This window comes from Hymenobacter fastidiosus, assembly GCF_039539565.1.
Lineage (GTDB): Bacteria > Bacteroidota > Bacteroidia > Cytophagales > Hymenobacteraceae > Hymenobacter > Hymenobacter fastidiosus.
Genome location: NZ_BAABDJ010000022.1, coordinates 51,614 through 76,173 on the forward strand (window position 1 = coordinate 51,614; position 24,560 = coordinate 76,173).

Annotated in this window: 28 protein-coding genes; 22 read left to right on the forward strand and 6 right to left on the reverse strand. The window is 59.7% G+C overall.

The window, feature by feature from the left end; all coding sequences use genetic code 11:
* Positions 1 to 35: 35 nt before the first annotated feature.
* The 4 genes from ABD833_RS11245 to pruA all read left to right on the forward strand — a co-directional run bounded on the left by ABD833_RS11245 (position 36) and on the right by pruA (position 3,666).
* On the forward strand, positions 36 to 353 hold the full coding sequence (locus ABD833_RS11245) for a (2Fe-2S) ferredoxin domain-containing protein (RefSeq protein ID WP_345073055.1): 318 nt from the start codon (positions 36 to 38) through the stop codon (positions 351 to 353).
* 86 nt (positions 354 to 439) lie between these two features.
* Positions 440 to 1,135, forward strand: a complete 696-nt coding sequence (locus ABD833_RS11250) for a YjjG family noncanonical pyrimidine nucleotidase (RefSeq protein ID WP_345073057.1) — start codon at positions 440 to 442, stop codon at positions 1,133 to 1,135.
* 113 nt (positions 1,136 to 1,248) lie between these two features.
* A complete protein-coding gene (locus tag ABD833_RS11255; protein WP_345073058.1) occupies positions 1,249 to 1,797 on the forward strand; it encodes a nucleoside/nucleotide kinase family protein in 549 nt (182 codons plus the stop codon).
* Between the two features lie 204 nt (positions 1,798 to 2,001).
* Positions 2,002 to 3,666 carry an L-glutamate gamma-semialdehyde dehydrogenase gene (gene pruA / locus ABD833_RS11260; protein WP_345073060.1) on the forward strand — a complete coding sequence of 555 codons (1,665 nt, stop codon included), beginning with the start codon at positions 2,002 to 2,004 and terminating at the stop codon, positions 3,664 to 3,666.
* Positions 3,667 to 3,734: 68 nt separating this feature from the next.
* On the opposite strand, the gene ABD833_RS11265 is transcribed toward pruA, so the two are convergent.
* Positions 3,735 to 4,343 (reverse strand): Uma2 family endonuclease, encoded by a 609-nt coding sequence (locus ABD833_RS11265; protein WP_345073061.1) that lies wholly within the window; start codon positions 4,341 to 4,343, stop codon positions 3,735 to 3,737.
* A gap of 12 nt (positions 4,344 to 4,355) precedes the next feature.
* Positions 4,356 to 4,958, reverse strand: a complete 603-nt coding sequence (locus tag ABD833_RS11270) for a Uma2 family endonuclease (RefSeq protein WP_345073062.1) — start codon at positions 4,956 to 4,958, stop codon at positions 4,356 to 4,358.
* Between the two features lie 132 nt (positions 4,959 to 5,090).
* Here ABD833_RS11270 and ABD833_RS11275 point away from each other — a divergent pair, with 132 nt between their 5' ends.
* From ABD833_RS11275 to ABD833_RS11335, 13 genes are all read left to right on the forward strand, one after another.
* Complete coding sequence (locus ABD833_RS11275; RefSeq protein WP_345073064.1) at positions 5,091 to 5,486, forward strand: NADH-quinone oxidoreductase subunit A; 396 nt, start codon at positions 5,091 to 5,093, stop codon at positions 5,484 to 5,486.
* Between the two features lie 78 nt (positions 5,487 to 5,564).
* Positions 5,565 to 6,122 carry an NADH-quinone oxidoreductase subunit B gene (locus ABD833_RS11280; RefSeq protein ID WP_135497240.1) on the forward strand — a complete coding sequence of 186 codons (558 nt, stop codon included), beginning with the start codon at positions 5,565 to 5,567 and terminating at the stop codon, positions 6,120 to 6,122.
* Positions 6,123 to 6,201: 79 nt separating this feature from the next.
* The gene (locus ABD833_RS11285) at positions 6,202 to 6,768 is read left to right on the forward strand and encodes an NADH-quinone oxidoreductase subunit C (protein WP_345073066.1); all 567 of its coding nucleotides are present in this window, start codon (positions 6,202 to 6,204) and stop codon (positions 6,766 to 6,768) included.
* A gap of 102 nt (positions 6,769 to 6,870) precedes the next feature.
* Entirely contained in the window at positions 6,871 to 8,136 is a 1,266-nt protein-coding gene (nuoD, locus tag ABD833_RS11290) for an NADH dehydrogenase (quinone) subunit D (RefSeq protein WP_345073068.1), read from the forward strand.
* A 13-nt stretch (positions 8,137 to 8,149) separates the two neighbouring features.
* The gene (locus ABD833_RS11295) at positions 8,150 to 8,449 is read left to right on the forward strand and encodes a nucleotidyltransferase family protein (protein WP_345073070.1); all 300 of its coding nucleotides are present in this window, start codon (positions 8,150 to 8,152) and stop codon (positions 8,447 to 8,449) included.
* A complete protein-coding gene (locus ABD833_RS11300; protein ID WP_345073072.1) occupies positions 8,433 to 8,783 on the forward strand; it encodes a HepT-like ribonuclease domain-containing protein in 351 nt (116 codons plus the stop codon). Before ABD833_RS11295 ends, ABD833_RS11300 begins: the two co-directional genes overlap by 17 nt.
* Positions 8,780 to 9,358, forward strand: a complete 579-nt coding sequence (locus ABD833_RS11305) for an NADH-quinone oxidoreductase subunit NuoE family protein (RefSeq protein ID WP_345073073.1) — start codon at positions 8,780 to 8,782, stop codon at positions 9,356 to 9,358. Before ABD833_RS11300 ends, ABD833_RS11305 begins: the two co-directional genes overlap by 4 nt.
* A 15-nt stretch (positions 9,359 to 9,373) precedes the next feature.
* Positions 9,374 to 9,817, forward strand: coding sequence for a hypothetical protein (locus ABD833_RS11310; protein WP_345073074.1), 444 nt, complete (start codon positions 9,374 to 9,376; stop codon positions 9,815 to 9,817).
* A 13-nt stretch (positions 9,818 to 9,830) separates the two neighbouring features.
* Positions 9,831 to 11,171 (forward strand): NADH-quinone oxidoreductase subunit NuoF, encoded by a 1,341-nt coding sequence (gene nuoF / locus ABD833_RS11315; protein WP_345073076.1) that lies wholly within the window; start codon positions 9,831 to 9,833, stop codon positions 11,169 to 11,171.
* Between the two features lie 127 nt (positions 11,172 to 11,298).
* Complete coding sequence (locus tag ABD833_RS11320; protein WP_345073077.1) at positions 11,299 to 12,306, forward strand: NADH-quinone oxidoreductase subunit G; 1,008 nt, start codon at positions 11,299 to 11,301, stop codon at positions 12,304 to 12,306.
* Positions 12,307 to 12,397: 91 nt separating this feature from the next.
* Complete coding sequence (gene nuoH / locus ABD833_RS11325) at positions 12,398 to 13,480, forward strand: NADH-quinone oxidoreductase subunit NuoH (protein WP_425553634.1); 1,083 nt, start codon at positions 12,398 to 12,400, stop codon at positions 13,478 to 13,480.
* Between the two features lie 8 nt (positions 13,481 to 13,488).
* The gene (locus ABD833_RS11330; RefSeq protein WP_345073078.1) at positions 13,489 to 14,079 is read left to right on the forward strand and encodes a NuoI/complex I 23 kDa subunit family protein; all 591 of its coding nucleotides are present in this window, start codon (positions 13,489 to 13,491) and stop codon (positions 14,077 to 14,079) included.
* 206 nt (positions 14,080 to 14,285) lie between these two features.
* Complete coding sequence (locus ABD833_RS11335; RefSeq protein WP_345073080.1) at positions 14,286 to 14,804, forward strand: NADH-quinone oxidoreductase subunit J family protein; 519 nt, start codon at positions 14,286 to 14,288, stop codon at positions 14,802 to 14,804.
* Positions 14,805 to 14,867: 63 nt separating this feature from the next.
* Here the strand turns inward: ABD833_RS11335 and ABD833_RS11340 are convergent, their stop codons facing one another.
* A complete protein-coding gene (locus ABD833_RS11340; RefSeq protein WP_345073081.1) occupies positions 14,868 to 15,257 on the reverse strand; it encodes a hypothetical protein in 390 nt (129 codons plus the stop codon).
* A gap of 133 nt (positions 15,258 to 15,390) precedes the next feature.
* The gene (locus tag ABD833_RS11345; protein ID WP_345073082.1) at positions 15,391 to 15,954 is read right to left on the reverse strand and encodes an RNA polymerase sigma factor; all 564 of its coding nucleotides are present in this window, start codon (positions 15,952 to 15,954) and stop codon (positions 15,391 to 15,393) included.
* A 575-nt stretch (positions 15,955 to 16,529) separates the two neighbouring features.
* Here ABD833_RS11345 and nuoK point away from each other — a divergent pair.
* The 5 genes from nuoK (at position 16,530) to ABD833_RS11370 (ending at position 22,492) form a co-directional block, all read left to right on the forward strand.
* Complete coding sequence (gene nuoK / locus ABD833_RS11350) at positions 16,530 to 16,862, forward strand: NADH-quinone oxidoreductase subunit NuoK (RefSeq protein WP_345073083.1); 333 nt, start codon at positions 16,530 to 16,532, stop codon at positions 16,860 to 16,862.
* 125 nt (positions 16,863 to 16,987) lie between these two features.
* A complete protein-coding gene (nuoL, locus tag ABD833_RS11355) occupies positions 16,988 to 18,931 on the forward strand; it encodes an NADH-quinone oxidoreductase subunit L (protein ID WP_345073085.1) in 1,944 nt (647 codons plus the stop codon).
* A gap of 10 nt (positions 18,932 to 18,941) precedes the next feature.
* Positions 18,942 to 19,415: a hypothetical protein gene (locus tag ABD833_RS11360; RefSeq protein WP_345073086.1), complete on the forward strand. Its 474-nt coding sequence runs from the start codon at positions 18,942 to 18,944 to the stop codon at positions 19,413 to 19,415.
* Between the two features lie 46 nt (positions 19,416 to 19,461).
* Complete coding sequence (locus ABD833_RS11365; protein WP_345073087.1) at positions 19,462 to 20,919, forward strand: complex I subunit 4 family protein; 1,458 nt, start codon at positions 19,462 to 19,464, stop codon at positions 20,917 to 20,919.
* Between the two features lie 178 nt (positions 20,920 to 21,097).
* The gene (locus ABD833_RS11370; RefSeq protein WP_345073088.1) at positions 21,098 to 22,492 is read left to right on the forward strand and encodes an NADH-quinone oxidoreductase subunit N; all 1,395 of its coding nucleotides are present in this window, start codon (positions 21,098 to 21,100) and stop codon (positions 22,490 to 22,492) included.
* 77 nt (positions 22,493 to 22,569) lie between these two features.
* Here ABD833_RS11370 and ABD833_RS11375 read toward each other — a convergent pair whose 3' ends face one another.
* The gene (locus tag ABD833_RS11375; protein ID WP_345073091.1) at positions 22,570 to 23,367 is read right to left on the reverse strand and encodes a 3'-5' exonuclease; all 798 of its coding nucleotides are present in this window, start codon (positions 23,365 to 23,367) and stop codon (positions 22,570 to 22,572) included.
* Positions 23,368 to 23,853: 486 nt separating this feature from the next.
* Entirely contained in the window at positions 23,854 to 24,507 is a 654-nt protein-coding gene (locus tag ABD833_RS11380; protein WP_345073092.1) for a response regulator, read from the reverse strand.
* Between the last annotated feature and the right edge of the window lie 53 nt (positions 24,508 to 24,560).

Below are 24,560 nucleotides of genomic sequence, written 5' to 3' on the forward strand. Positions count from 1 at the left end.
GCCGGCGGCCGGACCGGCTTTCTTTGTTGCTCCTTATGCTGCTCGACTTCCACATTTTTGTTTGCCACAACCAGAAGAGCGAAGTCGGGAAGGACGTGGCCAAGGCGTTCAAAATAGCCCTCAAGAAGCAGGGCCTGAAAAGCTTTGTGGCGGGCGGCACAAAGCATAAAAGCCGGGTGCAGACCTGCAGCTGCCTCGACGTGTGCAAGCACTGCAAGAAAGGCTCCGGCGCGGCCCTGGTCATCTACCCCGCAGGCATTTTCTACGGCGACGTGAAGCCCGCCGACGTAGCCGAGCTGGTGCACGAGCACATCGGCGAAGGCCGGATGGTGAAAAGGCTGCGGCTGGACTGAGGCGTTGCCGGTGGTGAGTTGCCGGGTGCCCGGCCAGGGTAACCGCTGCCGAAACCCCATTTTTAATTCTTAACTCCCGTTGTCCGTTGAAAACCTACCGCCACCTCTTCTTTGACCTCGACCATACGCTGTGGGATTTTGAGAAGAACGCCGACGAAACGTTGCGGCATCTTTTTGAGCAGCATCAGCTGGGGCGCCACGGCAGCTTCACGGTAGACGAGTTTATCAGCGTTTACAGCAGCATCAACCACGCGCTATGGCGCTTGTACCAGGCTAATAAAATCAGCCAGCAGCAGCTGCGCGGCGTACGGTTTGTCCGCACCCTGGGGAAGCTGGGGGTGCCGGAAAACGAGGTACCAACCACTATTTCGGAGGAGTTTACCGCTATTCTGCCCCAGAAGTCAGCCGTATTTCCCTTCACCCACGAAGTGCTGGCCTACCTGCGGGACAAGTACACGCTGCACCTGATTACCAACGGCTTTCAGGATATTCAGCGCGTCAAGCTAACGTCGTCCAACCTGACCGACTACTTCCAGGAAGTCATCACCTCCGAGCACAGCGGCTTTCTGAAGCCCGACCGCCGCATGTTCGAGCATGCCCTGCAGCGCACCGGGGCCAACGCCGACGAAAGCCTGATGATTGGCGACAACCTGGAGTGCGACGTGCTGGGCGCCTACAACGCCGGCATCGACCAGGTGTACTTCAACCCCGACCAGCGCCGCCACTTCGCCGATATTACCTACGAAATCACCTGCCTGAGCGAGCTGAAGGCGTTTTTGTAGCAGGGCTGGTGCTGCGTGGGAACTGGGGCTGATACGGAATTACCGTTCAACGATAGTGGTGCCACGACGAAAAAGTCGTGGCACCACGCCCGCCGCCTACCTTTGCCCCACGTATGATTCAACTCCTGGGTATTTCCGGTAAGCGCGGTAGCGGCAAAGACACCGTGGCCCGCCTCATTCAGCAGCTGCAGCCCGAACGCCGCTGGCAGATCATGTCCTTTGGCGACGCCATCAAGGCCGTATGCGCCACGCTGGCCGGCGAGGCCGTGGCTCCCTACTACACCCAGGCGGGCAAAACCGAGCTGCTGCCCGCCTTCGGCCGCACCCGCGGCGAAATGCTCCAGCAGGTGGGCGCCGCCCTGCGCGGCTGGAACTACGAAATCTGGGTGCAGGCCTTCTTCGCCCGCCTGCCGCCCGATCAGTTTATCATCGTGCCCGATGTACGCTTTCCCAACGAGGCCCAGCCCATCCTCGACCGCGGTGGCCGGATGCTGCGCGTGGAAGGCGACCCGCTGACCCAGCAGGGCGACGGCACCCGCGACGATAATCATCCCAGCGAAACGGTAATGGACACCTACGACCAGTTTGCCGCCGTGCTGCACAACACCGGCTCCCGTGCTGCGCTGGAACAGCAGGTACGGGCCCTGCTGACTCGGCTATGAAAATCCCCCGTCATCCTTTATGTGTCATCCTTCATCTGACGTACGCCTGCGAAGGACCTTATGACAGTTGAACGACAGTCGTAGCACCCCCTTATTCTGCCGCGATAAGGTCCTTCGCCCTGCTCAGGATGACAGCTGCGGTATTCCTTTACCTTTGCCTCATCCCCTCCCAAAAACGAAAAACCAATCCCCCAAAACCACCTCATGGCTAACGGCTTTTTCAACGTCCCGACCCCGATCAACGAGCCCGTGAAGGGCTACGCGCCCAGCTCGCCCGAGCGGGTGGAGCTGCTCAAGACCCTGAAGGAGTTCAAGCAGCAGCAGCGCGACATTCCGATGCACATCGGCGGCCAGGAAGTACGTACCGGCAAAACGAAGAACATCACCCCGCCCCACGACCATAAATTCGTGCTGGGCCAGTTCCACGAAGGCGACAAAACCCACGTCCAGCAGGCCATCGACGCCGCGCTGGCCGCCCGCGCCAACTGGGCTGAAATGCCCTGGGAGCACCGCGCCGCCATCTTCCTGAAAGCCGCCGACCTGCTGGCCGGCCCCTACCGCGCCCGCATCAACGCGGCCACCATGCTGGCCCAGAGTAAGAACTGCTTCCAGGCCGAAATCGACGCGGCCTGCGAGCTGATCGACTTCTTCCGGTTCAACGTGCACTTCATGCAGCAGATCTACCAGCAGCAGCCCGAGAGCCTGCCGGGTATGTGGAACCGCCTGGAGCACCGCCCGCTCGAAGGCTTCGTGTTTGCCCTCACCCCCTTCAACTTCACCTCCATTGCCGGCAACCTGCCCACCGCGGTGGCTATGATGGGCAACGTGGTGGTATGGAAGCCCGCCAACACCCAGATCTACTCGGCCCAGGTGCTGATGGAGCTGTTCAGGGAAGCCGGCGTGCCCGACGGCGTCATCAACCTGGTGTATGTAGATGGCCCCACCGCCGGCGACGTTATTTTTAAGCACCGCGACTTTGCCGGCATCCACTTCACCGGCTCCACGGGCGTATTCCAGAACATCTGGAAGACCATCGGCCAGAACATTGCCTCCTACAAGAGCTACCCGCGCATCGTGGGCGAAACCGGCGGCAAGGACTTTATCCTGGCCCACCCCTCGGCCCACGCCAAAGCCGTGGCCGTGGGCATGAGCCGGGGCGCGTTTGAGTACCAGGGCCAGAAATGCTCCGCGGCTTCGCGAGTATATCTGCCCTCCAACCTGGCCGACGAAATCCTGGGCTACGTGAAGGAAGACCTCGCCTCATTCAAAATGGGCGACGTGGAGGACTTCTCGAACTTCATCAACGCCGTTATCAGCGAAGCTTCGTTCGATAAGCTGGCCAGGTACATCGACGGCGCCAAGGCCGACCCGAACGCCGAAATCGTGGCCGGCGGCGGCTACGACAAGTCGAAGGGCTACTTCATCGAGCCGACGGTTATCGTGACCAAGGACCCGAAATACGTGACCATGTGCGAGGAGCTGTTCGGCCCCGTGCTTACCGTGCACATCTACGACGCCGACAAGTTTGAGGAAACCCTGGAGCTGGTCGACTCCACCTCGCCCTACGCCCTGACCGGGGCCATCTTCGCCCAGGACCGCTATGCCATCGACCTGGCCTCAAAGAAGCTGGTGCACGCGGCCGGCAACTTCTACATCAACGACAAGCCCACGGGTGCCGTGGTCGGTCAGCAGCCCTTCGGCGGCGCCCGCGCTTCCGGCACCAACGACAAGGCCGGCTCGCTGCTGAACCTGCTGCGCTGGGTGTCGCCGCGCGCCATCAAGGAAACCTTTGTGCCGGTTACGGATTACCGCTATCCGTTCCTGGGCGCGGCCCCGGCCGAGGATCTGAACCGCGACAAGGGGCTGTAAGCCGTTTGGTTTTGACTGCAAAAGGCCGCTCCGGGATTCCGGAGCGGCCTTTTTAGCGTTTTCCACGCTTATTTCAATTGAAACTGCGGTGGCTGATCAAGCTTCACGCGGGCATATAGCTCAGCCAACGGCACCCGGATACCCAAGGCCGACAAGTGCAGTTCATCAGTGAGAGCATCATAGATCTGGAGCGTCCACTCGCTCTCCGCGTCCACGGCTTGTGCTTGCCGCGTTAGGCACTCCGCCCAGCAGTAGTCCTGACGGACCAGCACATAATGGCGCAGGCTGGGCAATTGCTGATACAGGCGCAACTTACTCGTCCGGTCGTAGTCGGCGCTACTGGGAGAAAGCACCTCGAAGATTACGACCGGATTTCGCAGCAACTTGGTCGATTCCAGGTCATCGGGGTGGCAGGACACCGTGAGGTCGGGATAGAGAATACAGGCTGCGCTTACCTGCACCATTGCCCCATCGACAAACGGTTCGCAAACGGTCAGGTCGAGTCGGTCGCCCAAGGCCCGGTAGCCGTTGCCGATAATTCGGTTATGCGGCAGTGATGCTCCGGACATGGCGAAGATTTCGCCCTGGTAAAACTCGTGGCGAATTTCGGATGCCTCCTCTAAGGCCAAGTATTCGGCTATTGTATAGCGGGGCGGCAGGCTGGTGGGCTGTTCCATAGGGCTCCCATATTATTGTTCTGTCGGCGGCTGGGCCCGCATCGGCGTGATGCTGATTTCATCGTAGATATCGGCCACCCGCAGCGTAATGGCCAGCTCCGGGATTTCCAGCGTGTCCGTCAGCTCGCCCAGCGGCGTGAATGACCACACGCCCGTGGGCTCCCGCCGAAACCACTCCACCAGGCAGGTATGCTGGGCCACCAATAGGTAGTGCTGCAACGACGGCAGCTGCTTGTACTGGTTGAATTTCCAGCTCCGGTCGTGGTCGGCGGTGGAAGGCGAGAGGATTTCGATGATGAGCACCGGATGGCGTATGATGCGCTCCTCATTCACATCTTCAGGATGGCAGGTCACGAACACATCCGGGTAAGTGTAGTAGCGTCCTTCGGCTACCGCCAGCTGCATTCCCTCATCATATACCTTGCAGCCCCGGCCTCGCAGGGAAGTCCGCAGGCTGATGACGCAGTTTTGCCGAATGGTGTGGTGCGTGGCCGAGGCGCCCGACATAGCAAACACGTCGCCCTCGAAATACTCGTGCCGCTGCTCCGACACGGCTTCTAGGGCCTGGTACTCTTCTACGGTATAGCGCCGGGCGGGGGTTTGGTTCTCGGGCATGGGGCCAAAAGCTAATTTGTCCAAATATACGCCATTCCGCCCCCCACCCCGCCGAACCTTTGTTCCCAACCCCGCAGGCCCTACCTTTGCCCTCTAATGCCTGTTTACACGGGCCCTAAACCGCTGAATCGTATGCTTCTCGCTGTAACCACTAATTACCAGCCGGTTGATTTTCTGCCCATTGTGGTGCAATTCGGCCTGGCCATTGCCTTCGTCGCCTTCGCCATGATTGTGTCTCACCTCGTGGGCCCCAAGCGTAAAAGCACCGTGAAGGACTCGTCTTTCGAGTGCGGAATCGAGTCGGTGGGCAACGCCCGCACCCCGATTTCGATCAAATACTTCCTCACCGCCATTCTGTTCGTGCTCTTCGACGTGGAGGTTATCTTCATGTATCCCTGGGCCGTGAACTTCCGCACCCTGGGCTGGGACGGCTTCGTGCAGATGATTGTATTCCTGACGCTGCTGATGGCGGGCTTCGCCTACGTCATCAAAAAGGGCGTTCTGAAGTGGACCGGCACCCACGCCTAAGCCCGTTTCGACCAAACCTTTACCGGCCCGCCGGTGTTCGGAAACAGGGAAACCCTCCCTTCCAAAACGACAAGTCCGATGAGTGATATTCGTGTTCCTGAGATAAAAATAGCTGAGGCTCCCGACGGAGTGGAGGGCGCAGGCTTCTTTGCCACGTCGCTGGAGTCGGTGGTGGGCATGGCCCGCGCCAACTCCCTGTGGCCGCTGCCGTTTGCTACTTCCTGCTGCGGCATCGAGTTCATGGCCACCATGGGCTCCCACTACGACATTTCCCGCTTCGGCTCGGAGCGCCCCTCCTTCTCACCCCGGCAGGCCGACCTGCTGATGGTGATGGGCACCATTGCCAAGAAGATGGCCCCCATCGTGAAGCAGGTGTACGAGCAGATGGCCGAGCCCCGGTGGGTGCTGGCCATGGGCGCCTGCGCCTGCTCGGGCGGCATCTTCGACTCCTACTCCGTGCTGCAAGGTATTGACCGGATCATCCCCGTCGACGTGTACGTGCCCGGCTGCCCGCCCCGCCCCGAGCAGGTTATCGACGGCCTGATGCGCGTCCAGGACCTGGCCCGCACCGAGTCCATCCGCCGCCGCAACGCCCCCGAGTACCAGGCACTGCTGGCTTCTTACAACATTAAGTAAGTAATGAGTATTGGGTATTGAGTAGTCAGACTAAACAGTCAGTATCTCAATACTCAGTACCAAATACTCAATACTAGACATGGCTGAAAACACCGAAGAATCGGCTGCCGCGCAGGAAACGGCCGTAATCCAGGACCCGCAAGCGGCCAAGAACGCCCAGCTGCTGGCCTTGCTGCACCGCCTGTTCGGCGCCGACGCGTTTACCGACGTGGAGGAACCCTACGGCATGCTGACGGCCACCACGACGCGGGAGCGGATTCACGCAATCATCGCCGGCCTGCAGCAGGATCAGGAGCTGCAGCTCCATTTCCTGACCACGATGTGCGGCATCCACTACCCCGAGAACGAGGGTAAGGAGCTGGGCATGGTGTACCACGTGCACAGCCTGGTGAACAACCTGCGCCTGCGCCTCAAGATCTACTTCCCCATTGCCGACCCGACCGTACCCACGCTCACCGACCTCTACGCCGCGGCGAACTGGATGGAGCGCGAGGCCTACGACTTCTACGGCATCATCTTCACGGGCCACCCCAACCTGATCCGCATCCTGAATGTGGAGGATATGGACTACTACCCCATGCGCCGCGAGTACGCGCTGGAGGATGGCACCCGCGAAGACAAAACCGACCTTTTCTTCGGACGCTAACCTTTTAGTACAGAGTAGCGGGTATTGAGTACTTGGTACTCCGAACTGATTTTCAACTTTTCGTCCTTACTCACTACTCAATACTTCCTACTCACTACTAGAATGGCAGTAAACGACACGCTGGAAGGCACTCACAAAATAGTCGAGTCGGCGCAGCAGCAGCAGCAGCACAGCGGCCTGATTCCGACGCTCAACGACTTCAGCCAGGAGCTGACGACTCTGAACCTGGGTCCGACGCACCCGGCCACGCACGGCATTTTCCAGAACATCCTGCAGATGGATGGGGAGCGGATCATTTCCGGCGTGCCCACCATCGGCTACATCCACCGGGCCTTCGAGAAGATTGCCGAGCGCCGGCCCTTCTACCAGATTACGCCCCTCACCGACCGGATGAACTACTGTTCGTCGCCCATCAACAACATGGGCTGGCACATGACGGTAGAGAAGCTGCTCGGCGTGACGGTGCCCAAGCGCGCCCAGTACATGCGCGTCATTGCCATGGAGCTGGCCCGCATCACCGACCATTTGATCTGCAACTCGATTCTGGGCGTGGACACCGGCGCTTTCACCGGCTTCCTCTACGTGTTTCAGGAGCGGGAGAAGGTGTACGAGATTTACGAGGAAATCTGCGGGGCCCGCCTTACCACCAACATGGGCCGCGTGGGCGGCATGGAGCGCGACTTCTCCGATGTAGCCATCCAGAAGCTGCGCGACTGGCTGAAAACCTTCCCGGCCGTGATGAAGGAGTTTGAAACCCTGTTCAACCGCAACCGCATCTTCATGGACCGGGTGGTGAACGTGGGCCCGATTACGGCGGAAAAAGCGCTGAACTACGGCTTCACCGGCCCCAACCTGCGGGCCGCCGGCGTCGACTACGACGTGCGGGCCATGAACCCCTACTCCAGCTACGAGGACTTCGATTTCGAAATCCCCATCGGCACCAAGGGCGACACCTACGACCGGTTCATGGTGCGCAACGAGGAAATCTGGCAGAGCCTGCGCATCATCAACCAGGCCCTGGAAAACCTGCCCGAAGGCCCTTTCCACGCCGATGCGCCCCACTACTACCTGCCCCCCAAGCAGGCCGTGTACCAGAACATGGAGGCCCTGATTTACCACTTCAAAATCATCATGGGGGAGATTGAAGCCCCGGTGGGTGAGGTGTATCACTCCGTGGAAGGCGGCAACGGCGAGCTGGGCTTCTACCTCGTCTCGGACGGGGGCCGCACGCCCTACCGCCTGCACTTCCGCCGCCCCTGCTTCATCTATTACCAGGCTTACCCCGAAATGGTGGTGGGCAGCAGCCTCTCCGACGCCATCGTGACCCTGTCGTCGATGAACGTTATTGCCGGCGAGCTGGACGCGTAACCGGTAGCTGACCATGCACCTCACCGACCAGGAATTAGAAACCATCCGGACGTTTTTCAGCGCGCAGCCCGTGCTGAAGGCCTACCTGTTTGGCTCCTATGCCCGTGGGGAGGCCGATGAGAAAAGTGACGTGGATCTGCTGGTCGAGCTGGACTATGAGAAGCTCGACGCGCTGGATTTTTTTCTCTGGCGCGAATACCTGGCCGAGCTGCTGGGCAAAAAGGTCGACGTGGTGTCGGGGTTGAAGCCCGCCAGCCGATTTGCCCGGGAGATTCAACCTGATTTACAGCCCATCTATGAAAAAGCCGCTTAGCGACCAGCAGCGGCTGACCCCTATACTGGACGCCGCCAACCAAATCATCCAAGCCTACGAAAGCCTGCCGGACGGCACGCTGCCCGACGGTGATTTCCGTTTCTTTGCCTTCGTAAAGCTGACCGAAATCATTGGCGAAGCGGCCAGCAAGCTAACGCCGGAGTTTCGCCAGGAGCAGCCAGCGGTACAATGGCGAAAAATCATCGGGCTGCGGCACATTCTGGTGCACGACTACGACACGATTGACGAAAAAGCCCTGTGGCAGGTCATCCGCCACGACATTCCCGTTTTGCGCGACTGGCTGCAACAATTTTTAACTTCCCCTGCTCTATGAGCTTACCAACTGAATCGATTCAGAAACCGCAGTTCTCCGCGGCGGCCCAGGCTGAAATAGACCGTATCTGCCAGCAGTACCCCGCGGACCGCCGCAAGTCGGCCATGCTGCCGGTGCTGCACATTGCCCAGTCCGAGTTTGGCGGCTGGGTAGCGCCCGAGGTGCAGGATCTGGTGGCCGAGGTGCTAGGCGTGAAGCCCATCGAGGTATACGAGGTTTCGACCTTCTACACCATGTTCAACCTCAAGCCGGTGGGCAAGCACGTGCTGGAAATCTGCCGCACGGGCCCCTGCCAGCTGCGCGGCTCCGACGAGCTGACCCTGGAGCTGGAGCGCATCACCGGCGCCAAAGTCGGCGAAGGACCTTCGGCCGACGGGCTGTTTACCCTGAAAGAGGTGGAGTGCCTGGCCGCCTGCGGTTTTGCCCCCGTGGTACAGGTGCGCGAGAAATACTACGAGCAGCTCGATACCGAGGAGTCGGTAGACGCCATGCTCAGCGAGCTGCGCACGATGGTGCACCGCCCCGCCCTGCCCTGGGAGCAAACCGGCCGGCCCAACGCCGTAGCCAACAATTAACTACTTGTTGCTGCTATGGAAGACCGGAATAAGGACCTGCCGCTGATTGTCTCGGAAATTCTCATTGAGATGCACGAGATGAAAGAGGGTATTCGCGAGATGAACCAGACGCTGACCCGAGTGGCATCGGTTGTGGTCAAGCAGCAGGAGCACATGAGCACGATGTTCAGCACCTTTCAGGAGGAGAATAAAAAGAACATGGAATACATGACCTCTTTGATAGCTGACGTGCAACGGGACAATCTCTCTCTCATCCATAAGACCAGGCAGGAAAATCTTGAATTGATTACGGGTGTACGGCAGGAAAACATTACTCTCATAGCTGCTATTCGGCAGCAGAATAAGGAAGACCGAGAGTTCCTGACCTACTCGCTCAACAAAACGCTGGGGCAACAGCAGCAAACCAACGGCGACTTTGAAAAGCGCCTCGCCGAATTAGAGGCTAAATACAACGGCTAACCGCTCAGACACTATGGGACGCAAACTGCTGACCGAACATATCAACGTTGAAGGCATCGATACCATTGAGGTATACCGCAAGCATGGCGGCTACCGCTCGGTGGAGAAGGCCATCAAAACCATGACCCCCGACGAGGTGGTGGAAGAGGTGAAGAAGTCGGGCCTGCGGGGCCGCGGCGGCGCCGGCTTCCCCACGGGCCTGAAGTGGAGCTTCCTGGCCAAGCCCGAGGGCGTGCCGCGCTACCTGGTCTGCAACGCCGACGAATCGGAGCCGGGTACCTTCAAGGACCGGCAGCTGATGTCGAAACTGCCCCACCTGCTCATTGAGGGCATGATTACGAGCTCCTACGCCCTGGGCGCCAACACCTCGTACATCTACATCCGCGGCGAGCTGCTCTACGTGCTGCGCATCCTGGAAAAGGCCATTGCCGAAGCCTACGCGGCCGGTTTCCTGGGCAAGAACATCCTCGGCTCGGGCTACGACCTGGACCTGTACGTGCACCCCGGGGGCGGCGCTTACATCTGCGGCGAGGAAACGGCCTTGCTGGAAAGCCTGGAAGGCAAGCGCGGCAACCCGCGTAACAAACCGCCGTTTCCGGCCGTGTCGGGCCTTTACGCCCGACCCACGGTGGTCAACAACGTCGAGTCGATTGCCGCCGTGCCGGTTATCGTAAACGAGGGCGGCGACGAGTACGCCAAAATCGGCATTGGCAAGAGCACCGGCACCAAGCTGATTTCGGCCTGCGGCCACCTCAACAAGCCCGGCATCTACGAAATCGAGATGGGCGTGCCGGTCGAGGAATTCATCTACTCCGATGAGTACTGCGGTGGCATCTGGAAGGGCCGGGAGCTGAAGGCTGTAGTAGCAGGTGGCTCGTCGGTGCCGATTCTGCCCAAGGAGCTGATTCTGAAAACCGCCGCCGGTGAGCCCCGCCTGATGACCTACGAGTCGTTGAGCGACGGCGGGTTCGTGACGGGCACCATGCTGGGTTCGGGTGGCTTCATTGCCATGGACGAAACCACCTGCATCGTGCGCAACACCTGGAACTTCAGCCGCTTCTACCACCACGAGTCGTGCGGGCAGTGCTCGCCCTGCCGCGAGGGGACGGGCTGGCTGGAGAAAATCCTGCACCGCATCGAGTACGGCCACGGTACCGAGCGCGACATCGACGTGCTGGCCAGCGTGGCCAAGCAGATTGAGGGCAACACGATTTGCCCCCTGGGCGAAGCAGCCGCCTGGCCGGTTTCGGCCGCCATCCGCCACTTCCGCGACGAATTTGAGTGGCACATCCGCCACCCCCAGGAAGCCACGCGCCCCGGCGCGGTGTTTCCCGGCAAAGCAGTGCTGGCCTAGCGGCAATTAAGAATTGAGAATTAAAAATTAAGAATTGACCTCTGCGAACCTCAGCGTTTCCTCTGCGCACCTCTGCGGGAACCGACGTTGAACAACTCAAAAGGGCCGATTTCTGGACTCTGAACCAATGGCTAAAATAACCTTCGACGGCATCGAGGTGGAAGTTCCGGACGGAACCACCATCCTCAACGCGGCCCGCACCATCGGCGGGGGCATTGTGCCCCCGGCCATGTGCTACTACACGCCGCTGAAAGGCTCGGGCGGCAAGTGCCGCGCCTGCCTCGTGCGCGTGGCCGCCGGCTCGGCCAAAGACCCGCGCCCCATGCCCAAGCTCGTCGCCTCGTGCGTGACGCCGGTGCAGGATGGGATGGTGGTCGAGAACACGACTTCCCAGCAGGTGCTCGACGTGCGCAAGGGCATCGTGGAGATGCTGCTCATCAACCACCCGCTCGACTGCCCCGTGTGCGATCAGGCCGGGGAGTGTGATCTGCAGAACTTCGCCTTCGAGCACGGCGTGAGCACCACCCGCTACGAGGAAGATCGCCGCACCTTCGAGAAAATCGACATCGGGCCGCTGATTCAGCTCCACATGACGCGCTGCATCCTGTGCTACCGCTGCGTGTACACCGCCGACCAGCTCACCGAAGGCCGCGTGCACGGCGTGCTGGGCCGCGGCGACGCCTCCGAAATCGGCACCTATATCGAGAACATCCTCGACAACGAGTTCAGCGGCAACGTCATCGACGTGTGCCCGGTGGGCGCGCTGACCGACAAGACCTTCCGCTTCAAGCAGCGGGTGTGGTTTACGAAGCCCGTAAACGCCCACCGGGCGTGCGAAAACCCGAAGTGCTGCGGCCAGGTGGTGCTCTGGTACAAGGGCAAGGACGTGATGCGCGTGACGGCCCGCAAGGACCAGTACGGCGAGGTGAAGGAGTGGATCTGCAACACCTGCCGCTTCGACAAGAAGGAAACCGCCGACTGGACCATCGAAGGCCCCGCCCGCATCGACCGGTCGTCGGTAATTTCGGCCAACCACTACGAGCTGCCCGTGCTCAATGCCCAGGTTATTGCCGACCTGCCCGAAAGCTCCGTCCGCGACCTGGAACAGAATCCTCCCATGCGCCTCGGGAATTAGTTTTTAGTTGTTGGTTTTTGGTTTCTGGCTTTGTTCCGACATCTGCCAGTCCAGAGGCCAAAAACCAAAAACCAGAAACCAAAAACCAACCATGATCGAACTACCAACCCTCGGCTGGCAATCCATTGTTATCCTCGTCGTTTTCGGCGTTTCCCTGCTCATTGCCACGTATTGCACCTACGCGGAGCGCGTCATTGCTGCTTTCCTGCAGGACCGCGTGGGCCCCGACCGCGCGGGTCCGCTGGGCCTGCTGCAGCCGCTGGCCGATGCCGTAAAGCTGTTCACCAAGGAAGAGTTCTTCCCCGCCGGGGCTAACCGCGCCCTGTTCATCATGGGTCCCTGCCTGGCCATGATTACGGCGCTGATGTCGTCGGCGGTAATTCCGTTCGGCAACGTGATTCAGTTCGGCAACAACGTCTTTAATCTGCAGGGCATCGAAGTCAACATCGGCATGCTGTGGATTTTCGGCATCGTGTCGCTGGGCGTGTACGGCGTGATGATTGGCGGCTGGGCTTCCAACAACAAGTTCTCCCTGCTCGGCGCCATCCGCGCCGGCTCCCAGAACATCAGCTACGAGCTGGCTATGGGCATGGCCCTGATTGCCGTGCTGATGATTTCGGGCACGTTGAGTTTGCGGGAAATTACGCTGCAGCAGTCGGTAGCCGGCGAGTGGCACTTCTGGAACATCGTGAAACAGCCGCTGGGCTTCATCATCTTCCTGGTCTGCGCCTTCGCCGAAACCAACCGCACACCCTTCGACCTACCCGAGTGCGAAACTGAGCTGGTGGGCGGCTACCACACCGAGTACAGCTCCATGAAAATGGGTTTGTACCTGTTTTCGGAGTACGTAAACGTGTTCGTGGCCTCGGCCGTGATGAGTGTGCTCTACTTCGGCGGCTTCAACTTCCCCTTCCAGTACGAGCTGCGCGACTGGTTCGTGAACAGCCAGGGCTGGGCCCTGACGTCGGCGCAGAACCTGATTTCCGTAGTGGGCCTGCTGGGCCTGTTCGGGAAGATCTTCGCCTTCATCTTCTTCTTCATGTGGATCCGCTGGACCCTGCCCCGCTTCCGCTACGACCAGCTGATGCGCCTGGGCTGGACCATCCTGATTCCGCTGGCCATCTTCAACATCCTGCTCACCGGCGGCCTGATTCTGGGCGGTATCATTAAGTAATCGAACCTATGCAGTCCTTAAGCAATAGAGCGAAAAAGCTGGAGGTGAAACCGATGACCCTGGCCGAGCGGGCCTACCTGCCGGCTATTTTCCAGGGCCTGAGCATCACGATGCGCCACTTTTTCCGGGCGGCGACCAAAAAGCAGATTACCATCCGCTACCCCGAAGAGCAGCGCCCCTTCTCCCCCATCTTCCGCGGCCTGCACGTGCTCAAGCGCGACGAAGCCGGCCGGGAGCGGTGCACGGCCTGCGGCCTCTGCGCCGTAGCCTGCCCCGCCGAAGCCATTACGATGGTGGCGGGGGAGCGGAAAAAGGGCGAGGAAGGGCTCTACCGCGAGGAAAAGTATGCTGTCAGCTACGAAATCAACATGCTGCGCTGCATCTTCTGCGGCCTCTGCGAGGAAGCCTGCCCCAAAGCCGCCGTGTACCTGCAGGCCGACAAGATGGCCCCGCCCCGCTTCGAGCGCGACGAGTTCATCTACGGCAAAGACCGCCTCGTGGAGCCCACTGCCCCCGACGCCCGCTCCGCCCGCGGCATCCAGCTCACCCCCGAGCAGGCTGCCGCCCTGGCTCAGCGCATGGCCCAGCAGTCGGCTTAGCCCATATCTGTCATCCTGAGCTTGCGAAGGACCTTCCTCTTTTCGCACTGAAAAACTCCTTTCAATGCTTAGCGTCTTTTACCGTCCGCTCGGAAAAGGCTTTGCTCATTGAAAGGCACTCGCAGATAACGAAGAGGAAGGTCCTTCGCTCTGCTCAGGATGACAGACGTTTTTTTTGCACCTCACATTCGCGCTATTTTCCGCCCATGGCCTCTTCCTCCCTGTTTTTCTTCCTGTCGTTCGTGGCGCTGTTTGCGGCGCTGGGCGTGGTGCTGGCCAAAAACCCGGTGCACAGCGTACTGTTCCTGATCCTGACGTTCTTCTCACTCTCGGGGCACTACCTGATTCTGAACGCGCAGTTTCTGGCCGCCGTCAACATCATCGTGTACGCCGGGGCCATTATGGTGCTGTTCCTGTTCGTGATTATGTTCCTGAACCTGAATGCCGACACCGAGCCCCACAAGCCCCTGCTGGCCAAGGTAGCCGCGGCCGTAGCCGGGGGCTCACTGCTGCTGGTGCTGGTTGCTGCCCTGCGCGACGTGCAGCCCGGCACCACCTACAATGCCGCTACCTTCGACTCGCAGATCGGCATGGTCAGCCAGCTGGGTATGGTTCTCTACACGAAGTACCTGCTGCCCTTCGAGCTGGCCTCGGTGCTGTTCCTGGCCGCTATGGTCGGGGCCGTGATGCTGGGCAAGCGCGAAACCGGGGAGCGGAACTTCTAGGATTTGGCAGCTTCTTAAGCAACGAAAGCGGCGTCTGAAGCATCAGGCGCCGCTTTTCATTTGCTACTCAGCCGGCGCGTTTAACGCCGTTTCGGCGGGCTGCCGGCGCATCCAGGGCGGGCTGCAGCTGGTGCGCATTTTCTGGCGGAATTGTTCCTGCTCCTCCGGCGTCATGCCGGCCAGGCGGGATTCCATCTGTTGCTTCCAGTCGTTTTTATGCTGCTGCCACTTGCGGCTGAAGCCGGGCCGGGCCCCACCGCCCCGGAAGCCGGTGAGCAGGCGGGTGAGCAATAGCAGGCCGATGGTCTGCCAGAAGGTGAGGACGGGGCCGTGGAACAGGTCGGGCACGAGCCAGTTCCAGAGGCGCATCGTGACGAAGCCCATGACGGCGACGAACAGCAGGCCGAGAAGAATGAATTTGAGGACGCGAAGCGGCCAGAGGGTACGGTTCATGAGTTTAATGTGCTGATGTGGAAATGTGCTGATCTGCTAGTGTGCTCTTTTGTGCGTTGTTGAAATTCAGTACCCGTTTGTTTTCGGCGACTTTTGAACAGCACATGAGCACATTAATCATTAGCCCATTGAGTTAGTCCGTGAACAGGTTGTTGTACAAGACTTGCAGGCGCTGGCGCAGGTGCTGCACGGCGTAGTGCTTGCGCGAAATCAGGGTTTTGAGCGGCACCCCGGTTTCGGCGGCCAGCTCCTTGAAGGTCTTGCCTTCCAGCTCGTGCCAGACGAAAACGTCGCGCTGGTTTTTGGGCAATTCATCCAACGCTTCGGCCAGGGCTTCCATGAGGGTTTCGCGCAGCAGGCGGTTTTCGGGGGCATCGTCGGCGGCGGGCAGCACGTCGGCCAGGAGCAGGGCGCCTTCCTCGTTGTCGTCGGCGTAGCGGAGCATTTCCTCCTCCAGCGAGGCCGTTTTCTTCTTGCGGTAGAGGTCGGTGATACGGTTGCGGGCCACGCGGAACAGCCAGGCGGCCACTTTTTCCACGGGTTTGAGCATCCGGTAGCTTTCGACCAGCTCCCCGAACACATCCTGCAGGATGTCCTCGGCGTCGGCGGGGTCGGGCACGCGGCGGCGGATGAAGGCCAGCAGCCGGCCGCGCTGTTCCTGCACGGCGGCTTGAATCTGCTGGTCCTGTCCTCTCATCGAGCCTAGGGGTAAGGCGGTTAATGCAAGTGCTTCCATTCTGAGCAAGCAGACGCGGCAGGCGGAAAAATACTTTATCGGCAGCAGAAAATTTTGGTAGGCCCATAATCAGCAACCGAAGCTGTTTAGAAAGTCAAAAGAACGTCATGCTGAGCGAAGCCGAAGCATCTCTACCGCTTCGTAAACAGTTCTAACGAAGCGGTAGAGATGCTTCGGCTTCGCTCAGCATGACGTTCTAATTGATTTTGGCGACTTTCTAAACAGCTCCACCATAAGAACATCATGCCGAGCGCAGCCGAGGCATCTCGCGTGCTGACGTTGGGTTACTAACTCAACGAAGCGAGCGAGATGCCTCGGCTGCGCTCGGCATGACAATACCGTTTTCGCAGTGCCTAGGCTACCCTGTTGCATACCATCGATTTTTGCGCCATTCCTTCCGATTCTTCCTATCAGCACCTGGCCCGGCACAACTGTACTTTTCCCTGTGGTTTTCCCGATTGTCTGGCTACCTTTGCCAGCTAATTCACCCCGGCTGCGCTTTAGCCGGGCTTTGCCTTGTCCGCTGAACCCATTGCATGGAACAGACCATTCCGGAAGTCATCCGCACCGTCCCACTGGAGTATTACCTCTACTTCGCCACGGCGCTATTCGCTATCGGTGTTACAGGCGTACTTACCCGGCGCAATGCCATCATCATCTTTATGTGCGTGGAGCTGATGCTCAATGCGGTGAACGTGCTGCTGACGGCCTTCTCGGCCTACCGCTCCGACCCCAACGGCCAGATTTTCGTGTTTTTCATCATGGCCGTAGCCGCCGCCGAAGTCTCGGTCGGGCTGGGCATCATCGTGATGATTTACCGCAACTTCCAGAACACCGACGTCAATCTGCTTAACCGCCTTAAGTGGTAGCCCCACCCCCAACCCCTCCCCAAAAGGGAGGGGCTTTAGCTTTAGCCTTCTACTTCGTTAGATTCTAAAACTAAAGCCCCTCTCCTTTTGGGGAGGGGTTGGGGAGGGGTTCCAGCATACTCTCTATGCAAGAAACTGTAATTCCCGCGGCCAGCGCGCCTTACTCCACGCTGCTGTACATCCTGATTCCGCTGCTGCCGTTCCTGGGTTTCCTGATCAACGGGCTGCTCAACAAGAAGCTTTCCGGCACGGTGGCCGGCGCCATTGGTAGCCTCACGGTGCTGGGCTCCTTCCTGATTTCGGTGTACCTGTTCAGCACCTTTCAGTACCAGTACACGGTGCACCTGTTCGACTGGATTTCGGTCGGCTCAATGCAGATTCCCTTTTCCTATCAGATCGATCAGCTCAGCCTGATCATGCTGCTGCTGGTCACGGGCGTGGGCTTTCTGATTCACGTCTACAGCATCGGCTACATGCACCACGACGAGAACGTGGGCAAGTTCTTCGCCTTCCTGAACCTGTTCGTGTTCAGCATGCTGGTGCTGGTGCTGGGCGCCAACTTCGTGATTCTGTTCATCGGCTGGGAAGGCGTGGGGCTGTGCTCCTACCTGCTCATCGGGTTCTGGAACCAGGACCACGCCAACAACAACGCCGCCAAGAAAGCCTTCATCATCAACCGCGTCGGCGACCTGGGCTTTTTGCTGGGCATCTTCCTGATCTACCTCACCTTCGACTCGGTACAGTACGCCGAGGTGTTCCAGAAAGCCTCCACGATGCAGATCGGGACGGGCGTGCTGACGGCCATTACGCTGCTGCTGTTTGTGGGCGCGATGGGTAAGTCGGCCCAGCTGCCGCTCTACACCTGGCTGCCCGACGCCATGGCCGGCCCCACCCCGGTTTCGGCCCTGATTCACGCCGCCACGATGGTCACGGCCGGTATCTACATGGTGCTGCGCGCCAACGTGCTCTTCACCCTGGCCCCCGACACGCTGAGCGTCATTGCCTGGATTGGCGGCATCACTGCCCTGTTTGCCGCCACCATCGGCCTGGCCCAGAACGACATCAAGAAGGTGCTGGCCTACTCCACGGTGTCCCAGCTCGGCTACATGTTCCTGGCCCTGGGCGTCATGGGCTACAGCACTTCCCTGTTCCACGTCTTGACCCACGCTTTCTTCAAGGCTCTGATGTTCCTGGGCGCGGGCTCCGTAATTCACGCCATGAGCAACGAGCAGGATATTCGCCGCATGGGCGGCCTGCGCAAAGCCCTGCCGATTACGTTCGTCACGTTCCTGATCGGCTGCCTCGCCATTTCGGGCATTCCGCCGTTTTCGGGCTTCTTTTCCAAAGACGAAATCCTGGAGCACGTCTTCCAGCACAATAAGATTCTGTGGGGCATGGGCCTGCTTACCGCGTTCCTGACGGCCTTCTACATGTTCCGCCTGCTGTTCCTGACCTTCTTCGGCGAGTTCCGGGGCACCGAGGCGCAGAAGCACCACCTGCACGAGTCGCCGGCCAGCATGACGCTGCCGCTGATTATGCTGGCCATCCTGGCGGCCGTGGGCGGCTTCATGGGCGCGCCGATGTTCCTGGGCGGCAAGCACTACCTGGCCGACTACCTCGCCCCGCTCTTCACCTACTCCCAGCGCCTCAACCCCGAAGCCTTTGCCGGCGAGCTGGACCACGGCACCGAGCTGCTGCTCATCGGCCTGTCGGTAGCCGCCGGCGTACTGGGCATCCTGCTGGCCTACGTGCAGTACGTGAGCCGCGGCGTACGCCCGGCCACGGACGACGCCCAACGCTCGGCCCCCGAAAGCCTGGTCTACCACAAATACTACATCGACGAGCTCTATAACGCCCTGTTCGTGCGCCCCGTCATGTGGCTCTCGACCGGTCTTTACCGCTTCGTGGAGCAGGGCCTCATCGACCCGGTGGTGAACGGCTTCGGCCGCGTCACGCTCGGCGGCGGGCAGCTGCTGCGCTACGTGCAAACCGGCTTCGTCGGCCTCTACCTGATTCTGATGGTCGTCGGCATCGTGCTGATTCTGGCGCTGAACCTGGTACGGCTGTAGCTTTTCAGATATGAAAAAGTGGTATTCGATTAATTCTCAAGGTAACTACAAGGAGTATATTTCCCTAGATCATGCTATTAAAGCAAATGGCTTAGTAGTTATAGAAACAGAGTCTTCATATATCCTTAGAGACTACACAAATAAATATTTCATATACACTTTTTACCAGGATGGGCAAGAGTCCATTTCTGCTAGAATTGGTAATTGTCAGCTAATAAGTACTGAAACAACGACTCCCAACTATGGCTTCGACAAATCAGAAGTGTACGCGGTTTTTGCAGACAGTGAAGGTGTCAGAATCGATCTTGGTAAACCTTATGGATCCAGAATCTCTGGTATAGCCAACGCAGTTGATTTTTTGCGCACTCTTGAAGATTGTGGAACCTTTGAGAATTACAGTCTTGCAAAAAAAGTTGAAGAATTAGAGAACAGGTTGCAAGTGCTAGAAGAAGAGTTAGAGGAATTAAAAAACACTAACGAGTAATATTAAGACTATCCTTTATCTCCCGACACGCACCTCACAGTAAAGTATGCTGACTGTCTTTCTCCTACTCTTTCCCGTCGCGGCGGCGCTGCTGCTGCACTTTGCCAAAGGCAATGCGGCCCGCGTACTGGCCCTCGGCGCGGCGCTGGTCGAATTCGCGGTGGCGGTGTACGCCGCCGTCTCCTCCCAGATTACCGCCCAGTCGCAGTCTGAAATCAACGTGCCCTGGGTGGCCTCAGCGGGCATCAACTTCCACGTCGGCATGGACGGGCTGAGTTTGGTGCTGGTGCTGCTGACGGCGTTTCTGGTGCCGCTCATCATCCTGGCCTCCTTCCGCCACGAGTACCCGAATGCCTCGGCTTTCTACGCCCTGATCCTGTTTATGCAGACGGGCCTGATCGGCGTATTCGTGTCGCTGGATGCGTTTCTGTTCTACTTCTTCTGGGAAGTGGCGCTGATTCCGATTTACTTCCTGGCCGGCGTCTGGGGCTCGGAACGGCGCATTGCCGTCACCTTCAAGTTCTTCCTGTACACCATCATCGGCTCGCTGTTCATGCTGGCTGCCTTCGTGTACCTCTACTTCCAGACCGGCCTCAACGGCGCCGTCCGCTCCTCCGACATCCTGGCTTTCTACAACCTCACGCTCAGCTCCGACCAGCAGGCCTGGGTGTTCTGGCTGATCTTCATCGCCTTTGCTGTGAAGATGCCGGTTTTCCCCTTCCACACCTGGCAGCCCGACACCTACACCGAGTCGCCGACGCCGGCTACCATGCTGCTGTCGGGTATTATGCTGAAGATGGGTATCTACGGCTGCCTGCGCTGGCTCTTGCCCATCGTGCCGAAGGGTGTGAGCAACTGGGGTCCGCTGGTGATGGTGCTCTGTATTATCGGCATCATCTACGGGGCCATCATCGCCATCCGCCAGCGCGACGTGAAGCGCCTGATTGCCTACTCCTCCCTCTCCCACGTAGGGCTGATGGCGGCCGGCGTGTTCTCGCTCACCATGATCGGGATGCAGGGCGCGGTCATTCAGATGCTGGCCCACGGCGTGAACGTGGTCGGCATGTTCTTCATTGCCGACATTATCCAGCGCCGCACCGGCACCCGCGACATCTCCGAGCTGGGCGGCCTGACCAAGCATACGCCCCTGCTGTCCGTCACGTTCCTGGTGCTGCTGCTCAGCACCGTGGCGCTGCCCCTCACGGCCGGTTTCGTGGGTGAGTTTCTGCTGCTCGGCGGCGTGTACCAATACAACCACTGGATGGGCGCCGTCGCCGGCGTAACCATCATCCTGGGCGCGGTGTACCTGCTGCGCATGTTCCAGCGCGTGATGCTCGGCCCCGACACCCGGTTCACCGCAACTATCAAGGATCTGACCGGCGCCGAGCTGGCCGTGCTGGTGCCGCTTATCGTGCTGGTGTTCTGGCTGGGCCTGTTTCCCGGCACGTTCCTGCACATCTCCGAGCCGGCCATCCTGCAGATCATGACGATAGTCAACCGCTAGCCCAGCCCCACCCCAACCCCTCCCCTAAGGGAGAGGGGCTTAGATTACCTTTCCTAACTTACTCCGCCTGACCTGCGGTATCATTTGGGAGAGGGTTGCAGCTTACCAATCTAACGCCTGCATTCGTCTGGCTCCCCCTCTCCCAAAGGGGAGGGGGCCGGGGGGAGGGGCTCACGACATGACTTCTATCATTCTGCTCTCCGTCTTAGGCATCATCAATCTGTTTCTGGGCTTTCTGCGCTCCAACAAGATTCTGCTGCCCGCCGCCATGGTCATCCTGGCCCTCGTCTTCGGGGCCAACCTGCTCGACTGGAACGCGGCTCCCCAGTCCTACTTCAGCAACATGCTCACCATCGACCGGTACTCGGTGGCCTTCACCGGCATCGTGGTGCTCACGACGCTGCTGCTGATTCCCTTCTCCCAGAAATACGTGCGCGACGGCGAGGAAAACCTGGCCGAATACTACTCCCTGCTGCTCTTCTCGCTCGTGGGCGCCATCATGATGGTGAGCTACGACAACCTGCTGATGCTGTTCGTGGGCATCGAAATCCTGAGCGTGTCGATGTACGTAGTGGCCGGCTCCGACAAGCGCAACGTGCGCTCCAACGAGGCCGCGCTGAAGTACTTCCTGATGGGCTCCTTCGCCACCGGCATCCTGCTCTTCGGCATTGCCCTGGTGTATGGCGCCACCGGCGCGTTCAGCCTGATCGACATTGCCGGGGCCGTGGTGCAGCCCGCCAACCTTACCTTCCGCCCGATGCTCTACATTGGCATGCTGCTCATGTTTATCGGCATCAGCTTCAAGGTGTCGGCCGCGCCCTTCCACTACTGGACGCCCGACGTGTACGAGGGCACGCCCACGTTCTTCACCGCCTTCATGAGCACGGTGGTGAAAACCGCCGGTTTCGCCGCCTTCTTCAAGCTGCTCATCGTGGCCTTCCGCGGCGCCGAAAGCTTCTGGATTCCGACCATCATGGCCATTACGGTGCTCACGCTGCTTATCGGCAACGTGGGCGCGGTGGCCCAGACCAGCGTGAAGCGGATGCTGGCCTACTCCAGCATTTCCCACGCCGGCTACCTGTTCATCGGCCTGCTGGCCCTGAACGGCCGCCTCTCCGCCAACGGCATCTTCTTCTACTCCCTGGCCTACTCGGTGGCTACCATCGCCTCGTTCGGGGTGCTGAAGCTGGTGTCGGATCAGCGCCAGCGCGAAGACTACAACGTGCTCAACGGTCTGGCCAAAACCAACCCGCTGCTGGCCTTCGTGATGACCGTGGCCATGCTGTCGTTGGCGGGCATTCCGCTCACCGGCGGCTTCTTCGGCAAGTTCTTCGTCTTCGGCGCGGCCGTGGATAAAGGCTACATCGGCCTGGTTATTTTCGCCGTGCTGATGTCGATGGTGAGCATCTACTACTACCTGCGCCCCATCATTGCCATGTACATGCGCCCGGCCGAGGAAGATATGACCGAGCCCATCGTGGTCAGCCCGTTCCAGTCGTTTATTCTGGTGGTGCTGGCGGTCCTCACGTTCGTGCTCGGCGTGCTGCCGGGCCTGTTCAGTGAGGTGCTGTAAGCTTTCGGCTTCCTGAAAACTAGAAAGAGCGGCCCGCAAGCCGCTCTTTTTTTATGGATCAGCCTGCATAGATTATGCTACGCGGGCTTGGCGACGGACATCGTAACCTGGTCGGCGTAGATGACGGCTTCGTCCGGAAAGGGCTCCTCGCCGCGGAACTTCTGCACCAGCCGGGCCGTGGTGATAATGTCCTTCTGGCAGTAGTGGACGATGCGGGGCAGGTCGTTGTCGGTGTAGTACACCCGGGCCACGTCGGCCCCGGTGATGTCGTCCTTGGGCGTGGGAATGTTGAACATGGCCGCCAGCAGCGACAGGGACGTGTAGGATTTCCGGTCGCCGAACTTCCAGAGCTCCATCGTGTCGATGTGATTTACCTCCCAGGGCTTGCGGCCGGCAATATCCAACTGAGGCGGCAGCGGCAAACCGTTGATGAGCAGGCGACGACCCAGGTAGGGAAAGTCGAACTCCTTGCCGTTGTGGGCGCAGAGCAGAAAGCCGGGCTTACGGGCCAGCAGGGCCGAAAACTCGCGCAGCATAGTCGGCTCGTCGTGGTCGGCAAAGCTTTTCACCCGGAAGCGCCACTGCTCCTCCTGCTTATTGAAGGTGAAGCAGCCGACGGAGATGCACACCACCCGGCCAAACTCGGCATAGATACCGGCCTGCTCGAAGAGGCTGGCGGCTTCCAGGGCCGAGGGCATGGCCTCCACGTCGGCCCGCGACGAGGACCAGCCTTTCTCGCGGCGCAGGGCGTGGCACTTGTGCTCCCAGAGCTGGCGCAGCAGGTCGTTCAGGTCATCGTGGCAGCCTACGCAGGGCACGGTTTCAATGTCGAGCACGAAGAGCTGATCGAGGGGAGTCTTGTGCAGAATCTGCATAGCGGGAAGCCTGTAATGCGGTAGTAGTATATCGAAGATAGGCTATTCGGACGGTTAGGCGGTGTTCGGGCTATATTTTCGGTTGTCATCCTGGGCAAAGCGAAGAACCTTGCGCACGATGACAACGGAAAAGACCGGGTTGCCCCCAAAAAATCCGCCCGCCTCCGGGATATGAATACCGGGGGCGGGCGGGTTGTCTGTCGGGGGATGCCGGACCCCGCGCTTACGAAAGCATTGCTGGGCAGCGGTAGCACTGACGGAAGTGGATTCAGGCCAGGGCAGGACGCCCGGTGAGCCAGAGACCCATCATCATCAAAAGCAATTGGCGGCGGGGCTTGGACATAGCAACAGACAGTTGGCGGGAAATCCAGTGACTCCGGATGCTGTCCGCCGAAGCGGTACTGCCAGGGTCAATGGTCATGATGAAGTTGCGTTTTTATTCTCCTTACTACAATCACATGATGATGTGAGAATCCCACCAGTGACTCAGGTCAGGCCCTGGCGGATGGCTTTGGATACGGCCTCGGTCATGGAGCGCACGTGCAGCTTCTCGTAGATTTTCTTGATGTGGGAGCGCACCGTATCGATGCTGATGCCGAGGTCCGCGGCAATCATCTTATAGCTGTAGCCCTCCACCAGCAAGCCCAGCACTTCCTGCTCCCGGGCGCTCAGGTTGGCCGGCGACTCATCGGCTAAGGTTATCGGAACCCGGGTGCGCGGGAACAGGCGCAGCACCTGCCGGGCAATGGCCGGCGTCATCGGTGCCCCCCCCTGGCGCACTTCCCCAATGGCATCGAGCAGCTTAACGGGGGGCGTTTTTTTCAGCAGGTAGCCGTCGGCCCCGGCACAGATGGCCTCAAAAACCCGGTCATTATCCTCGAATACGGTCAGCATCACCACATTCACTTTCGGCGCGACGGCCTTGATGCGCCGCAGCCCCTCGATGCCGGTCATGCCGGGCATATCGATATCCATCAGGATGACGTCCGGAGTCAGGCGGGCCACGTCGGCAGTAGCCTGCATACAGTTGCCCAGGGCACCGACCAGCTCCAGCCCCGGCGAGCCGGCCAGCAGCTGGCTCAGACTGGTCCGCAGGTCATTGTTGTCCTCATAAATAAGAATGCGGGTCGGCGTTTCCATTGGGCAGGTGAAAGGGTGAGACACGATTCAAGGTACGCCCTGCCCCGATTAAA